Source organism: Mixta mediterraneensis (assembly GCF_014946725.1).
Lineage (GTDB): Bacteria > Pseudomonadota > Gammaproteobacteria > Enterobacterales > Enterobacteriaceae > Pantoea > Pantoea mediterraneensis.
Genome location: NZ_JACFXY010000001.1, coordinates 1 through 13,352 on the forward strand (window position 1 = coordinate 1; position 13,352 = coordinate 13,352).

14 protein-coding genes and 2 pseudogenes are annotated in these 13,352 nt (G+C 50.0%); 6 read left to right on the top strand and 10 right to left on the bottom strand.

The window, feature by feature from the left end:
- The first annotated feature begins 212 nt into the window (after positions 1-212).
- The 3 genes from H2P46_RS00005 (at position 213) to H2P46_RS00015 (ending at position 2,807) form a co-directional block, all read left to right on the top strand.
- Positions 213-512 (top strand): DUF2000 family protein, encoded by a 300-nt coding sequence (locus H2P46_RS00005; protein ID WP_193403909.1) that lies wholly within the window; start codon positions 213-215, stop codon positions 510-512.
- A 389-nt stretch (positions 513-901) separates the two neighbouring features.
- Positions 902-1,162 carry a biofilm/acid-resistance regulator YmgB/AriR gene (locus tag H2P46_RS00010; protein ID WP_193403183.1) on the top strand — a complete coding sequence of 87 codons (261 nt, stop codon included), beginning with the start codon at positions 902-904 and terminating at the stop codon, positions 1,160-1,162.
- Positions 1,163-1,301: 139 nt separating this feature from the next.
- On the top strand, positions 1,302-2,807 hold the full coding sequence (locus H2P46_RS00015) for a SulP family inorganic anion transporter (protein WP_193403185.1): 1,506 nt from the start codon (positions 1,302-1,304) through the stop codon (positions 2,805-2,807).
- 37 nt (positions 2,808-2,844) lie between these two features.
- Here the strand turns inward: H2P46_RS00015 and H2P46_RS00020 are convergent, their stop codons facing one another.
- Positions 2,845-3,072 (bottom strand): DUF6404 family protein, encoded by a 228-nt coding sequence (locus H2P46_RS00020; protein ID WP_275092407.1) that lies wholly within the window; start codon positions 3,070-3,072, stop codon positions 2,845-2,847.
- Positions 3,073-3,233: 161 nt separating this feature from the next.
- Here H2P46_RS00020 and H2P46_RS00025 point away from each other — a divergent pair, with 161 nt between their 5' ends.
- Entirely contained in the window at positions 3,234-3,401 is a 168-nt protein-coding gene (locus tag H2P46_RS00025; protein WP_193403189.1) for a hypothetical protein, read from the top strand.
- A 94-nt stretch (positions 3,402-3,495) separates the two neighbouring features.
- Here H2P46_RS00025 and H2P46_RS00030 read toward each other — a convergent pair whose 3' ends face one another.
- The gene (locus H2P46_RS00030) at positions 3,496-4,389 is read right to left on the bottom strand and encodes a substrate-binding domain-containing protein (RefSeq protein ID WP_238938922.1); all 894 of its coding nucleotides are present in this window, start codon (positions 4,387-4,389) and stop codon (positions 3,496-3,498) included.
- A gap of 601 nt (positions 4,390-4,990) precedes the next feature.
- Between H2P46_RS00030 and H2P46_RS00035 the strand changes: the two genes are divergently transcribed.
- Positions 4,991-5,281: a YdgH/BhsA/McbA family protein gene (locus tag H2P46_RS00035; protein ID WP_193403191.1), complete on the top strand. Its 291-nt coding sequence runs from the start codon at positions 4,991-4,993 to the stop codon at positions 5,279-5,281.
- A 215-nt stretch (positions 5,282-5,496) separates the two neighbouring features.
- Here H2P46_RS00035 and H2P46_RS00040 read toward each other — a convergent pair whose 3' ends face one another.
- The 4 genes and pseudogenes from H2P46_RS00040 to H2P46_RS00055 form a co-directional block, all read right to left on the bottom strand.
- Complete coding sequence (locus tag H2P46_RS00040) at positions 5,497-6,495, bottom strand: hypothetical protein (protein ID WP_193403193.1); 999 nt, start codon at positions 6,493-6,495, stop codon at positions 5,497-5,499.
- A gap of 10 nt (positions 6,496-6,505) precedes the next feature.
- Complete coding sequence (locus H2P46_RS00045; RefSeq protein ID WP_193403195.1) at positions 6,506-7,438, bottom strand: acyltransferase domain-containing protein; 933 nt, start codon at positions 7,436-7,438, stop codon at positions 6,506-6,508.
- A gap of 10 nt (positions 7,439-7,448) precedes the next feature.
- Positions 7,449-8,837, bottom strand: coding sequence for a hypothetical protein (locus H2P46_RS00050; RefSeq protein WP_193403197.1), 1,389 nt, complete (start codon positions 8,835-8,837; stop codon positions 7,449-7,451).
- Positions 8,834-9,394, bottom strand: a pseudogene (locus tag H2P46_RS00055) (outer membrane lipoprotein-sorting protein); the annotation flags it as partial. The pseudogene H2P46_RS00055 and the gene H2P46_RS00050, both read right to left, overlap by 4 nt.
- A gap of 33 nt (positions 9,395-9,427) precedes the next feature.
- Between H2P46_RS00055 and H2P46_RS00060 the strand changes: the two are divergent.
- On the top strand, positions 9,428-10,396 hold the full coding sequence (locus tag H2P46_RS00060) for an IS5 family transposase (protein ID WP_193403199.1): 969 nt from the start codon (positions 9,428-9,430) through the stop codon (positions 10,394-10,396).
- Positions 10,397-10,420: 24 nt separating this feature from the next.
- Here H2P46_RS00060 and H2P46_RS00065 read toward each other — a convergent pair.
- The 4 genes and pseudogenes from H2P46_RS00065 to H2P46_RS00080 form a co-directional block, all read right to left on the bottom strand.
- Positions 10,421-10,687, bottom strand: a pseudogene (locus tag H2P46_RS00065) (outer membrane lipoprotein-sorting protein); the annotation flags it as partial.
- 9 nt (positions 10,688-10,696) lie between these two features.
- Positions 10,697-12,007, bottom strand: coding sequence for an ABC transporter permease (locus H2P46_RS00070; RefSeq protein WP_193403200.1), 1,311 nt, complete (start codon positions 12,005-12,007; stop codon positions 10,697-10,699).
- Positions 12,008-12,655, bottom strand: coding sequence for a hypothetical protein (locus H2P46_RS00075; RefSeq protein WP_193403201.1), 648 nt, complete (start codon positions 12,653-12,655; stop codon positions 12,008-12,010).
- Positions 12,639-13,346, bottom strand: a complete 708-nt coding sequence (locus H2P46_RS00080) for an ABC transporter ATP-binding protein (protein WP_193403202.1) — start codon at positions 13,344-13,346, stop codon at positions 12,639-12,641. Before H2P46_RS00080 ends, H2P46_RS00075 begins: the two co-directional genes overlap by 17 nt.
- Positions 13,347-13,352 lie beyond the last annotated feature (6 nt).

Sequence of the window (13,352 nt, forward strand, 5' to 3'; positions counted from 1 at the left end):
GTGTAAAACACTAATCTCCACTCTGGTCTCCAATGTCATCATTGGCAGTGCCTTAAAACTGCCATTTTTACCCTAGGTGGGTCAGATTTACATCGGCAGGTGGGCCAGTTTTACATCGGTAGCGACAAATAACGAAGGCTGGTATGCCAGAAAGCGTGCGTATTGCCTGAAAACCCGGTCAGCTACAGAGTCACTCGTCCTGAAGCTGATTTATTCAACAAAGCCCCTTAGAAGATGTCAATGCGCGTCATTATCCGGGTTTAATTCCCGTTGGCATTCCGGTATTAGCAGCCAGTATTGAACAGTTAAATCAACTGCAAATAAAATGCGAAGAGATGAAATGTGATGTGGTAGTATTCCCCGAGCAGGGTCAAACCACCACGGATTATTTGGCATTCAGCAATGCGATACGCCTGATGCCCAGCGTTGAATGGCGGCTACTGGGTTTGGCTGTTGTCGGTGAGAAAAAAGCGCTACGTAAATTAACAGCCAAACTGAATTTATTCAGCTGATCGCGCTGCCCGTTGTCAACTGGTCGCCTTTCTTTGTCGTTCGATACAACATTCCCCCCTATATGCAGCTGCCCTGTACAGGTTTTAGGAGGGAATTTCCTCAATAACCTTCTGTTTAATAACAAATAGCACAATTTAATCAAAATTCACCTTGTCGAAACAAGATCTCCTTGTATAACTTTATTCTCCGTGAGTCGATTACGACTCTGTAACGCATGATGCGTTTGCGTCACATCTGAAGGTGCCAAGGGATTTCCACCCTCAGAGGTTATTTTTAATGTTATAGCGGATTAATTAGGCTTCTTCGCATCTGTCCATGCGAAGTTTTTTAACGTCAATATGTCCTGACAGCTGAAATATCATTCCGGGCTGTTTTGAAAGGCTGATCTATGCAAAATGTACAACCTCAAACCGATAAAGAAATTGCCGAGTATTTCAATATTGCTGCAAATAAACCCGCCAGCGATATGGAAATACTGGGTACTGTTATTGCGGAAATTCTGCGATCCGGTAGACCCATCAGTAATAAGACGATTATTTCGACGTTGATTCATCGCCTTGAGCTGGAATCGGATGTGGTTTCGCTCGACATTTATCGTCAGTTGCTTGAGCTGGTTGTACATAAAACACCCGACGATTTGTCCGTATGACACAGGCTCCCGACAGGGAGTCCATGTTGCTTTTGCTGGTATCTTCCCGCCCTGCCCGGTAACATTATCACTTCACGATTTAGCCGATCTTTCTCGCCTTTCGCGCGAGATTAAAAAATAAAAGAGCCTGCACAAATTTATGACTAATTCAAATGATGTCGCTACGTCACAACGCGTGGACAGCGATCTGAGTGTGGAGCGCGTATTGCATTCACCTGCGCTGCTCACCCGGGAGTGCCTGGCTGGTGTGATTACCGCACTGGCGCTGATCCCGGAAGTGATCTCCTTTTCCGTAATTGCTGGCGTTGATCCCAAAGTCAGTCTGGTGGCGTCTGTGGTGCTATGTTTGACGTTATCGATTCTCGGCGGACGCCCGGCAATGGTTACCGCAGCGGCGGGTTCGGTGGCGCTGGTGATTGGTCCCATGGTGCACGCGCACGGCGTCGAATATATTTTGCCCGCCGTGGTGATGGGTGGCGTGATCCAGATTTTATTTGGTGTCGCTGGGCTGGCACGCATGATGCGTTATATCCCACGTTCGGTCATGCTGGGTTTTGTTAATGCGCTTGGGGTGCTTATTTTCTTTGCACAAGTGCCGCACGTCTGGGGTCAGGCATCGCTGGTGTGGATTTTATTTGCCGCGACTCTGGCAATCGTCCTGCTCCTGCCTCGCATACTGAAAAGCGTCCCCTCGCCCCTGGTCGCCATTGTAGTGGTGACCGCCGTTGCATTGTTGATGGGCTATCGCGTACCGAACGTGGGGGATGAAGGCCCCATGAGCGCCGGTTTGCCAGGTTTTAACACTTTCCTGGTGCCACTGAATTTGCAAACGCTGCAAATTGTCTGGCCAACCGCGTTGAGTATCGCCTTCGTTGGCCTGATGGAATCATTGCTGACCGCAAAACTGGTGGATGACATCACCGATACGCCATCCAGCAAACGTCGCGAATCCTGGGGATTAGGCGTGGCCAATATTTTTGCGGGCTTCTACGGTGGCATTGCCGGTTGTGCAATGATTGGGCAAACCATCGTTAACGTTGAGTTGGGCAAAGCGCGTAGCCGCGTGTCAACGGTAGCGGCTGGGTTAGTTTTATTGCTGCTGGTAACGGGGCTGAGCCAGATCATGGCGCAAATTCCGATGGTAGTGCTGGCGGGGATTATGATGGTGGTGGCAGTGAAAACGGTTAACTGGCACAGCCTGCAACCCGCAACGCTGAAGCGTATGCCCTGGCCAGAAACGCTGGTCATGGTATTGACGGTGCTGGTGACTGTCTGGACCGGTAATCTGGCGCTGGGCGTGCTGGCAGGCGTGGTGGTAGCCATCATGCTGTTTGCCCGACGTATCGCCCATGTGATCCATGCCGAACGTCAGCTCAGTGAGGATGGTGAGTCGGTGCGCTATCAGGTGCGCGGCCCGCTGTTCTTTGCCAGTAGCAACGATCTGTTTGAACATTTCGATTATGCCCATGATCCTAAGAAAGTGATCATTGATTTGACTCATGCGCAGATTTGGGATGCCTCAAGTGTCGCGGCGTTAGACGGAATTGAATATCGCTATCAGCGTTATGGCGCACAGGTGACAATTGAAGGGCTGGATGTACGGAGCACTGATTTCCACCGTCGCCTGACCGGAAATCTTGGCTAACGTTTCAGACCTGCTGCTGTCCGGCAGCAGGTCTGAATTAAGCTTGTTGTCTGCGAGCCTTATAACGCGCGATCATCGTCACCAAAGCCTGATAAATCAAACCAGCATACAAACTCATCACAACAGCCTGGCCAATTTCTTTACCCTGTGCCTGCCATGACATAAACCACATGAACACGCCCCACAGCAGTGAAAATAGCAACCAGCCTCGGACAAATTTCAAAATGCCATTCATAACGACTCCTTTAAGATGAGGCGCTACCATACCTTTCGCTCAGTAAAAACACATGATTATTGATGCAAAGTTGAGAGACATCTCAAATTATCTTGCCAGGAGTTTCACTGCGGCGTGCTTTCCAGTGATTGCTGTGTTTTTGACACGCTTTTCTATACTTAACCGTTAAATCACATAACAGGAAAAATTGCATGAAACCTATCGTTCTCTTTTTTGCCGCAATCGGTATTGCCGCCACCCTGTCCGCCTGCGCACCGCGCCATCACGGTCACGATGCCCCGCCTCCACCGCCTCCATACGGGCAACAGCCTACCGGCGCACCTGGCGGCAGCGGCCCGGTTGGTCAGCCGCAGTCGTGATACGCTGTTTGTCGTCTGGGCTGCACAGTAAAAGGTCAGCGCAGGCGATGGCGCTTAGGCTGGCTTTTCTGCTGATATTGTTCGTTAAAATTTGCTAGTGACGGCCCGCGCATCCGCACGTTGCCATCTCTCCTGGCATTTCCTTTCTTCGATGCGAATGTCTGATTTGTAGCTCACCCTGGCGCCATGCCCCCTCTTCTGCAACGCGATTATCCAGCAGTCTGTTTAGCGCTTCTGAAACCAGTAAGTCACAGCGCTGCGCCCAGCTGGTTAAGTGCCAGGTTGATGAACGAGCTTCATCCACATCCCCAAAACCCACTACACCGATATGCGTGGCCTGACCAAAATCCCGAATGGCCTGTATCGCGCCAAACGCCAGCAAATCATTTTCACAAAATAAAGCTTCGATACGTTCTGCTGCCCGGCTTTTTTTCAGGTAAGCCAGCATTGATTGATAAGCCCGCTCCCGGCTATGCCCGTCGGCTATCAGCCTCTGATTCAATGATTTATCCGCAGCGTCTAAGCTGGCGATATACCCCTTCATACGCTGCTGAAGAGTTGAGGAAGCGTCCTGGCTTTGCATATAACCGAAGCGCTGGTAGCCCTGTGACAGCAGTAAACGACCCAATGCTGCTCCAGCTGCATAATCATCTGCGCTGAGACCTGGGGCGGTAGTAGCGGGACAAAGATGAATGAACGGAAAGGGATAATTTGCAACGGCTGTGCTAATGGATGGCTCATCAACCTGGTTCGATAAGAAAACCAAACCATCGACCGGCAACTGCCCAGCCTTTCGCAGCATCATCGGATAATGATCCTGACTGTTGATATTTAATAACAGCGTTAAGTAACCGCGTTCATTCAGTTGTCGGGTTAACTCATCCAGCATTTTTGAAGTGTGCGGGTGAGTTAAACCCTCGCAGACCACGCCAATAACATGGGTTTTAGCTGATCTTAGCTGCATCCCTTTTATCGTGTTGTTCATCATCAATACTCGGTTTCGCGTCAGCCGGGAGGTGTGCTGAAAGAGTAAATGAAGAACAAAGATTTCAAAAGGAAATGAAAGGGAATATTCAATGCAAATTAGTGATGTGAGTAACATTTATGATGCTGAGCATACCCGAACGGGCATAACAGCATGGTCAATCATTGAGGACAACTGGCGGGAAAGACGATCATTTTTAAAGTGAATGCCCCACCCGGCGCTTATCTCCGGCACTCTAATGGCTTAGCTCTTGAAGGGGCGTAGGAATAATCTCAAAAAAGCGCGACGTCGTTTTAACAATAATTGCCATGCTAATTATTTACATAACATCTATAACCCTGTGCCGCAGTCACGCTGAATGTACAGCCTGACGACAGCAGGGCTGCGGTATTATTTCAGGTAAAAGCAAAATCGGTTATGTTTAAAACGCGTTGAGATAAAAAAGTCACCAGCCTGTGGGGTGAGGCTGAAATAAAAAGATCCCGCAAAAGAGAACGGTAATTTTTTCAATGGATCAGTAATGTTTGCGGTATCCGTGGCGATACAGTCTAAACTGTATAGGCGTGAAGCATATTTCTGAGATTAATGAAAAAGGATTCCCTCTATGAAAAAAATCGCTTTTGCTACCTCTCTGCTTATTTCCGCTTTCTCATTCAGTGCGCTTGCCGCTGATCAGGTGTCTAAAGAAGAAGTTGACCATTTTAAACTGGTCAAAATCGGTAATGTCAATGTTTCACAAAGTGGAGGAAGCATATCTTCTCCAAGTGATCTGCACAAAGAGCTCTCAAAGTTAGCCGATGAGAAAGGCGGTAAGTACTACCATATTATTGCCGCTCGTCAGCACGGCCCTAATTTTGATGCCGTCGCCACTGTCTACAAAGACGCTAACAAATGATCGCTGATTAAAAACTACTGAACCACGCCGCAGTGCGTGGTTTTTTATTTCCGGGAACGTTAATTCAAGTCTGCCGATGACGTTGGGCCGCACTATGCCGCAAGTAGTCAGTTAATATTCGCAATGGTGAGTATTGTCATGCCGCTCCCTCTTTTTTGTTGTGTTTTTACTGCCTGAACGCGCACGTTGCAGGCAGATTTGCTAGCACGCGCTTATCATAACGCGTTCTGTCGGCTGATCTCCCCCCAGCGAAGGTACATATCGCAGGACATGATGAAATCGTTATGCCATTTCCACCAGGCATGAAGCGTGTAATAAGCCAGACAAGGCAAATAACAGAACAGGAAATAGACCTCAAACCACACCTTCCATCCCGTTAGTGTGGCGATAAGCCCAGTCAATGCCGACCAGACAAACTCAATGCCGCAAAGTATCACCAGCCTTAGCCAGAGTGGCCTTTCGTATAGCGAACGCCACGGTATAGCCGATGAAAAGAAGAGATCGATTTCATTCAGGAACAGATGGCCAAGGAAGATATACCGCTTCGTAAAACGTAAAAACAGGAGATTAATCGCCAGTACCACCGTACAGAGTACCTGCATGGTGATGATGGATTTGAGTGTAAGGTAGCGCCCGTAGAGATCAAACTGTTCGCTGTTACGCAGGGGAGTGATTGTCATCAGATTCATCACAACACACATGACCACAGCAAGGGCTAAATAATGAGAAAGCCGCTTATATTTCGCTTTGTTCCTTGCCGATGCTATTACCTGCTTTATGTAGACAGGGCGCAGTAGCGCGAACATGATCCAGATAAGTAACGGTGCCACAATCATCAACACCATCAACGTTATGTCTGGCGGTATAAAGAAAAACAGCGCCCAGGTTAAGCCGCTAAAAACCAGAGCGGCAAACGTAAGAGCGATAAAGGGTGCAGAGATAAACGCATCCACCTTCTGATTTTCTTTGCCCAGGAAGTAAGTCAAATCTATATTTTTGACGACGCATTTATAGGCCCAATACGCCTTGAGGTCCGCAATAAATGAATACAGCACCAGCGCTAAGATGCCGCTCACGCACCAGGTATCCTCACTGGAAAACGAAAAGCCGCTATTTTTCCAGTATAAACCCAGCAGAATAAGCGTCATGATATAGATAAAAAGCAGGTTCCTTTTATCCTGAAAGCGAATAAATGTTAAATAATCAGGGATCATATCTCTACCATTACATTTCTACTGCTTTTCTGCAGTGCAGGACAGGGGCAGAAGCTACCCCAGGAAAGTCATTCAGCATTTGCCCAAGATAAGATTTGTTGCTCATCTCAACAAACAGCGGGCGCGTGGTATGGTTTAAGAAGTACAACAGGGTATCGGTCCATTTCACCGTGTGCGTCAGATGCAGAGACAGGTTTTCTTTTATCTTTTCGGGAATGTACTCAACCTGCGCCGTTACGTTCATTAACACCTCATGTTCGGGCGCGACGACAGGTTGCCTGGCAAGGAAATCGCGCATTGGCTGAACGCCCTCCTCCATTAAACGCGTATGCCAGGCACCGCTGACACCAGGTTTAATCGGGCTGTATCCTTCATCCAGCAGAACGCTGGCGAAATCGCTCAACGAGGATTGCGTACCACCAATAACCTGCTGGAGGGGCGTGTTATCACAGCTGATATCCAAGGCGATACCCGAACGAGTAATAATGTCGCGGAGTGTCGGGAAAGCTGCGCCTTTCAGCACCAGCATCGATCCTTTATGGATTTTGCTTACCGCATCCATGGTGCTGGCGCGAAAATGAATCGTATGAAATAGCGACTCCAGGGAGATAGCCCCGGCGGAATACAGCGCGCTGTATTCCCCAACGCTATGGCCGCAGGAGCCAATGATGGGTATATTCGTAAAGCGCTCCCGCCACAGGCTGAACAGCGTCACGTTGATGGCCGTCACTGCCAGCTGCTGCACCGTGGTCTGAACCAGCTTATTCATCGGCCCCTTGAGGCAGAGTCGACGCAGATCCATGCCGGAAATATCGCTGGCACAATCCCAGACCTGTTTTGCCGTTGCATTTACACCCCATAGATCGCTTCCCATCCCAATAACCGGATTTCCCTGTCCGGAAAAAAGCAGCACCACGGGGTGCGAGGTATTTTTAAGCGTCACAGTAATTTCCTTATAAATAATATTTTAAACCAACATAAATTCCGACGGCATCGCCAAAGAACGCAAACTCAGAACTTGCACTACCCTGTGCCGTGTAGACCCCGCTGAAGGCTTCCAGTTTGTCGTTAATAGCGGTCAGCGGCGTGCTGAAGTGAAGACCCGCCATTGAACTCTTGTCCACCAGGTTGAGGATTACGTACGGCTGTAGCGTTGCCTGATTTGCCAACCGCAGGCTGGACCAGGCGCTGAGATAATGTTTTCCCTGCAGCATGCCTTTGTTGCCGGTATTGCTGATTTCAGACGACATGAGATATTTATACGCGCCGAATGCCTTATCCAGCGGACCAGAGCCCGTATTGGTGTTCAGAAAGCTCAACAGCTCGCGTTGTTTTTGCCACTGGGAACGCGAATACCCTTCGCTCTGGAAATAGTATTCCAGAGCAAAAATGTTGAAGGTGTCAGAGGTATATTGCCCCCCTACGGCTAGCTCAACGCCCTTTTTATCTTCTGCGCTGTACAGCGATGACGGGAACTGATAACGCTCGACTTCCGCTTGTTTCTGTTCGGAAAAATGGCGCCAGCGCTGCTCAGCGTGATACGCCACTTCAGCGTTAAATGTCAGCTGAGGGGTGTAGCTGAAGCTGTCGGAGAGCGCCACCGAATGTGAGTTCCCCAGCAAAACGCGGACTTCGGGCGTATGATCGCTAAACTGATGCGAGGTGTAACGCACCAGCCAGGCTTCACTGCTGTTCCCGCGCTGATTAGCCGACCAGTTGCCGGAAGAGAGATAGTGTTTATCTATCGTCGCCAGTTTTGGCACGACGGTCAGCGATAATGCATGCTCCCGGTTAACCGCAGACAGGGTTGCCGCCCAGGAGGAGGACGAATACACCGATCTCAGCTGTGGTTCATAAAGCCGCGTAGGCTTGAATCCTCCGTAGTAATGGCTAATGAGATCGGATGGCGAATGCAGGGAAAAGAGTCCCGGCTTCGTGTTGAGCTTCCCCACCTCTAGCTGTATACGGTCTGACAGCGAATAAACCAGCCTGAGCTGTTCGATAATCCCGCGAGAACGGCGGTCATTCTCTTCGAATGTGCCGAGCGGCCGAAGGGCATACCAGGTCAGTCCGTAGAGCGAAAAGTCGAGGTTCAGCACATTGTCGATAAGCGAGCAGTTGCTGGCGATGTTGACGCCTGCATCGTTAAACAGATTGTTTCGGGTATAGGGGTTTTTGCCATCAATCTGCCACAGCGAGCTCTGCTTATTCGCGTATGACACCTGCTCAAATAGCGTCACCGTAGTGTTTTGTGCAACCTCAGCCCCGGAGAGACAGTCAGCCCACAGGCTCAGCGGAGAGGCGGACAATACCAGCGTTAATCCCAACAGCGCGTGTTTCATTTCATCCCTCGCTGAAAAGACTCTCGGGTAAAATAAGATTCAGGTAAGGATTCCAGGCGGACATCGCTGTACTCCATAACAGAATAATTCTTACCGTGACGAGTATCCTGCACCACGATTTTCGTCGGGCGCATCTTCCCCAGCACCATTCGAAAATCATGGTAAGACACCTCTTTGAACAGCTGATTATCCAGCGAGTAATAGGCTGCTTTGTACGGCCTGTTATCGCCCGCTTTCTCAACGTAGTAGATGACTTTTGGCCAGGTCACCTCTTCAGACTTGCGTTCTAATTCCAGCGAGTAGCAAATCTTCTCGCCGCACGGCACTTCACCTTGCAGCGTAGCGCGATAGGCATATTCAAAGTTGGTAACAATGACGTCGCCGTTGGAAATCTGACCCACGAGCCGCTGCTGTGGCGAAACCGGAATGGGGCGGCGCAGTTCGGGCGTATAGAACCACAGCGCATACCAGTCGGAGAGCAGCATTTTTCCCCTGTCTCGTGGCGGATAAATAAAACGCACCAGTGAACGGGCATCGGCCTTTGTTTCTCCTTCAGGCGGCTTTGTTGAATAAATCGAACTTTTGCTGAGTTGAAGGATCAGATCACGCATCCTCCCGACAACACAGACCGTTCCGTGGCAAAGCAAAAGTTCAAAATCACCAACTGGCCCACCTACAACAAAGCCCTCATCAACCGTGGCTCCCTCACTTTCTGGCTGGACGATGAAGCGACTCATGCCTGGTATGAGTCGGCAACGCCTTCATCACGGGGAAGACCTCAGCGCTATTCTGACCTTGCCATCACCACCGTCCTGATGATTAAACGCCTGTTCCGGCTGACCCTGCGGGCTGCGCAGGGTTTTATTGATTCCATTTTTGCCCTGATGAACGTTCCGTTGCGCTGCCCGGATTACAGCAGTGTCAGCAAGCGGGCAAAGTCGGTTAATGTCTGTTTCAAAACACCCACCCGGGGTGAAATCGCACACCTGGTGATTGATTCCACCGGGCTGAAGGTTTTTGGTGAAGGCGAATGGAAAGTCAAAAATCACGGCAAAGAGCGCCGTCGTACCTGGCGGAAGCTGCATCTGGCCGTTGACAGCAGAACACATGAAGTCATCTGCGCGGACCTGTCTCTGAACAACGTCACGGACTCAGAAGCTTTCCCGGGTCTTATCCGGCAGACACACAGAAAAATCAGGGCAGCCGCAGCAGACGGCGCTTACGACACCCGACTCTGTCACGATGAACTGCGGCGCAAGAAAATCAGTGCCCTCATCCCGCCCCGAAAAGGAGCGGGTTACTGGCCCGTAGAGTACGCAGACCGTAACCGTGCAGTAGCGAATCAGCGGCTGACCGGGAGTAATGCCCGGTGGAAATGGACAACAGATTACAACCGTCGCTCGATAGCGGAGACGGCCATGTACAGGGTAAAGCAACTGTTCGGAGGTTCACTGACGCTGCGTGATTACGATGGTCAGGTAGCAGAGGCTTTGGGCATGGTGCGTGCGCTGAATAAAATAACGAAGGCTGGTATGCCAGAAAGCGTGCGTATTGCCTGAAAACCCGGTCAGCTACAGAGTCACTCGTCCTGAAGCTGATTTATTCAACAAAGCCCCTTCAGGCTTCAAAAAGCGCATGGAAATATCCAGAACCTGTTTATTAGCGGGCTGGGTTGCTCCCGCTTTATATTCACTGATGGTGAGGGTGTAGCGAAAAGGTTTATTTGGAGAACGAATCTCATCGGCACGCCGAATAATCTCCATCGCCTTTTCATCCACAGGATCTGAATAAGCCCACGACGAATAGAGCCATAAACCTAAAAATAGCTTTGCAATAACAATGCGCTTCATACCGTTTCCTTACGAGAATTTAAAAGCATCCGAAATATTAAGCCGTGAAGCGCGCAACGCGGGCAGAACGGAGGCACCCGCTGTCGTTAATATCGGGAGAACCAGGGTTATCCAGTTGAGCGCTATGCTGTCAGTTTTGATAAAGGCCGTATAGCCCAGGGATTGCCCTGGCGACGGGGGCATCGCAATGCCGTAAAGGTTAATAACGGATGCAACAGCATAACCGACCGCCAGGCTTCCTGCGGCCCCAATAATGCCGACGAAAATCCCCTCTAATAAAAAAAGCCGTGTAACATGAAGTGGCTTTAAGCCAATGGCCCTGAGCGTGGTAATTTCTCTTGTGCGTTCAATAACGTTCATCGTCATGGAGTTGCTGATCATAAAAATAACAATCAGGCTGACGATGAGCTTAATAAAGAAATAAATCCCGGTCAGTAGTCCTTCGACCTGCTGATAAAACAGCGAGACCTCTTTCCAGTCTTTTACGATGAGCGGCAGGTGGTGCTTCGCAATAAACTGGCGCAACCTGTCGCTGAAGGCGGCAGTATCCTCCTCTTTCAGCAGGATCAGGATTTTGCTTACGCTGTCGGTGCCCATGATACGTTGCGCGGTAATCAGCGGAATTTTTATTGCCACGTCATCGTAATCTTTGATACCGGATTCAAATACGCCGCGCAGCTGCATAGATAATGCGCCCTGTCCGCCCTGAGTGTTGACCACCAGCACGTCAAGCCAGTCTCCGTAATGAGCATTCAGCGTTTTCGCCAGCCCGCTGCCCAGCGTAATTTCATTGATTTTTACCCGTGACAGATCGCTGCCGGTAATTAACTTATCAAAGGATCCCAGTTTTAATGCCGGCAATGGCTCAACGCCCAGCGCAGAGAAATAACCAGAGGTTTCACTCTCATATTGCGAAATAACGCCGGTGAACTCCAGTTGCCCGGAAAGGGTCGAGATACTCCTGGCCAGCTCTGGCTCGTTAAGGATCGCTTTTTTCAACGAGCGGTAGTCATTAATCAGGCTTTTGTTTTTATTCGACGTTTCAAAATAATTCTGGTTATAGATCTGAACATGCCCAATGTTGGTTCGAATGGTCTGCTCTTTCAAAATCCAGAAGGAGTAATCGATAAATCCGCCATACAGGAAAATCGATATTCCACCCAGCATGATAGCGGCGATGGTTGAAAATGATCGGCGCTTATGGCGGAAGAGATTCAGGAATGCAAACTTCACATCTTGTGAGTGAAATATTACGCACCAGAGGACAAAAAGCAGAATTAATACGATACCCACATGGGTTAATACCATTTGCCCGGACATTTATTTCCCTTTCACCAGCGGTAACAAGACCTGATTCACTTCATTCATATCCCACTCCGGCGCGCTGCCAGACAGCAGCGCCACGGCGGCCCCGGCGTTTTGCTTTTTAATGTGCGCCAGCAGCGCTTCCGCCTGCTGCTGCTGTTTACAGCTCAGCAGCGCGCGATAACGCATGCCGTTGATGTGATCCACCAGCCCGGCGTTGAAGGCCGACGCGTTACTCAGCATCAGCGCCGTATCCTTTAGCGTGACCACGCAACGCCCACTATCGGCCGCCAGCCAGGCATCAACCCGTGCGCGCAGATAGCGCACCCGCAGGTTGTCTTCATGCAGGTCAACCGCTTCATCCAGATAGAAAAAGCCCGTTTTGGCGTATTCAGATGCCCGAATAAAATCATTGGTCGTCATAAAACCATCGGCCTGGCGCAGCATGCCGTATGCGTAAAACACCAGCGAGAGCGGGTTATCGTTCGCTTTGTACTCGGTAAACAGTGCCTGGGTCATCTCCGCCAGCGCGCCAGGCTGGGTCGGAAACCCGTTCTGTATAATGCGTTCAGCAACGGGTGCGGCAGAAGCCCTGACATTACCGGCCCAGGCCAGACATAGCAGGCACCCGCAGAGCACCAGGAAATTACGATTGCGAATCATGAACTAACTCTCCGTCCTTAATTTCAACCACACGCCGCGCGCGCGCTTTAAGCTGGCTGGAGTGGGTGGAAATAATAAAAGTGGTGCGGGTCTCCTGATTAATTTTCAGCAACAGATCCAGAATGGCTTCCCCGGTCACCAGATCGAGATTTCCGGTGGGTTCATCGGCGATCACCACCTGCGGGTCGTGCGCCAGCGCCCTGGCTATGGCTACCCGCTGCTGCTGACCGCCGGAAAGTTGCCCTGGTTTGCGATCCACAAAGGCAGCCAGCCCTACGCTGTCGATAAAGTGCAGCGCCCGCGCTTTCGCCTCGTTTTTTCTCGTGTGTCCGTTCAGCACCAGAGGGAAATAAACGTTATCAAATACATTCAGCACCGGAATTAAATTAAAGAACTGGAAAATAAAACCCAGATGCTTACCGCGGATCGCTGAAAGTTGTTCTTCGCTAAGGTTATTCAGTAATTTATTCAAAAACAGCACCGTACCGCCTGTAGGCTTATCAATCCCTGACAGGATATTTAACAGCGTACTTTTGCCGCTGCCGGATGGCCCGCACAGCGCCAGGAATTCGCCTTTGGCTATTTCCATACTGACATTTTTCAGCGCATCGACTTTGCCGTCACCTGTACCATAGCGCTTATAAATATTGCTTAACGCTATTACAGGGAGCTCTTTTATTATTCCGTTCATGGAGTT

Coding starts and splice junctions, on each gene's coding strand:
- H2P46_RS00080 (WP_193403202.1), bottom strand. CDS start 13,346: ATGAACGGAATAATAAAAGAGCTCCCTGTAATAGCGTTAAGCAATATT.
- H2P46_RS00025 (WP_193403189.1), top strand. CDS start 3,234: ATGAAACCTATCGTTCTCTTTTTTGCCGCAATCGGTATTGCCGCCACC.
- H2P46_RS00015 (WP_193403185.1), top strand. CDS start 1,302: ATGACTAATTCAAATGATGTCGCTACGTCACAACGCGTGGACAGCGAT.
- H2P46_RS00030 (WP_238938922.1), bottom strand. CDS start 4,389: ATGATGAACAACACGATAAAAGGGATGCAGCTAAGATCAGCTAAAACC.
- H2P46_RS00040 (WP_193403193.1), bottom strand. CDS start 6,495: ATGATCCCTGATTATTTAACATTTATTCGCTTTCAGGATAAAAGGAAC.
- H2P46_RS00070 (WP_193403200.1), bottom strand. CDS start 12,007: ATGTCCGGGCAAATGGTATTAACCCATGTGGGTATCGTATTAATTCTG.
- H2P46_RS00075 (WP_193403201.1), bottom strand. CDS start 12,655: ATGATTCGCAATCGTAATTTCCTGGTGCTCTGCGGGTGCCTGCTATGT.
- H2P46_RS00010 (WP_193403183.1), top strand. CDS start 902: ATGCAAAATGTACAACCTCAAACCGATAAAGAAATTGCCGAGTATTTC.
- H2P46_RS00020 (WP_275092407.1), bottom strand. CDS start 3,072: ATGGTAGCGCCTCATCTTAAAGGAGTCGTTATGAATGGCATTTTGAAA.
- H2P46_RS00035 (WP_193403191.1), top strand. CDS start 4,991: ATGAAAAAAATCGCTTTTGCTACCTCTCTGCTTATTTCCGCTTTCTCA.
- H2P46_RS00050 (WP_193403197.1), bottom strand. CDS start 8,837: ATGAAACACGCGCTGTTGGGATTAACGCTGGTATTGTCCGCCTCTCCG.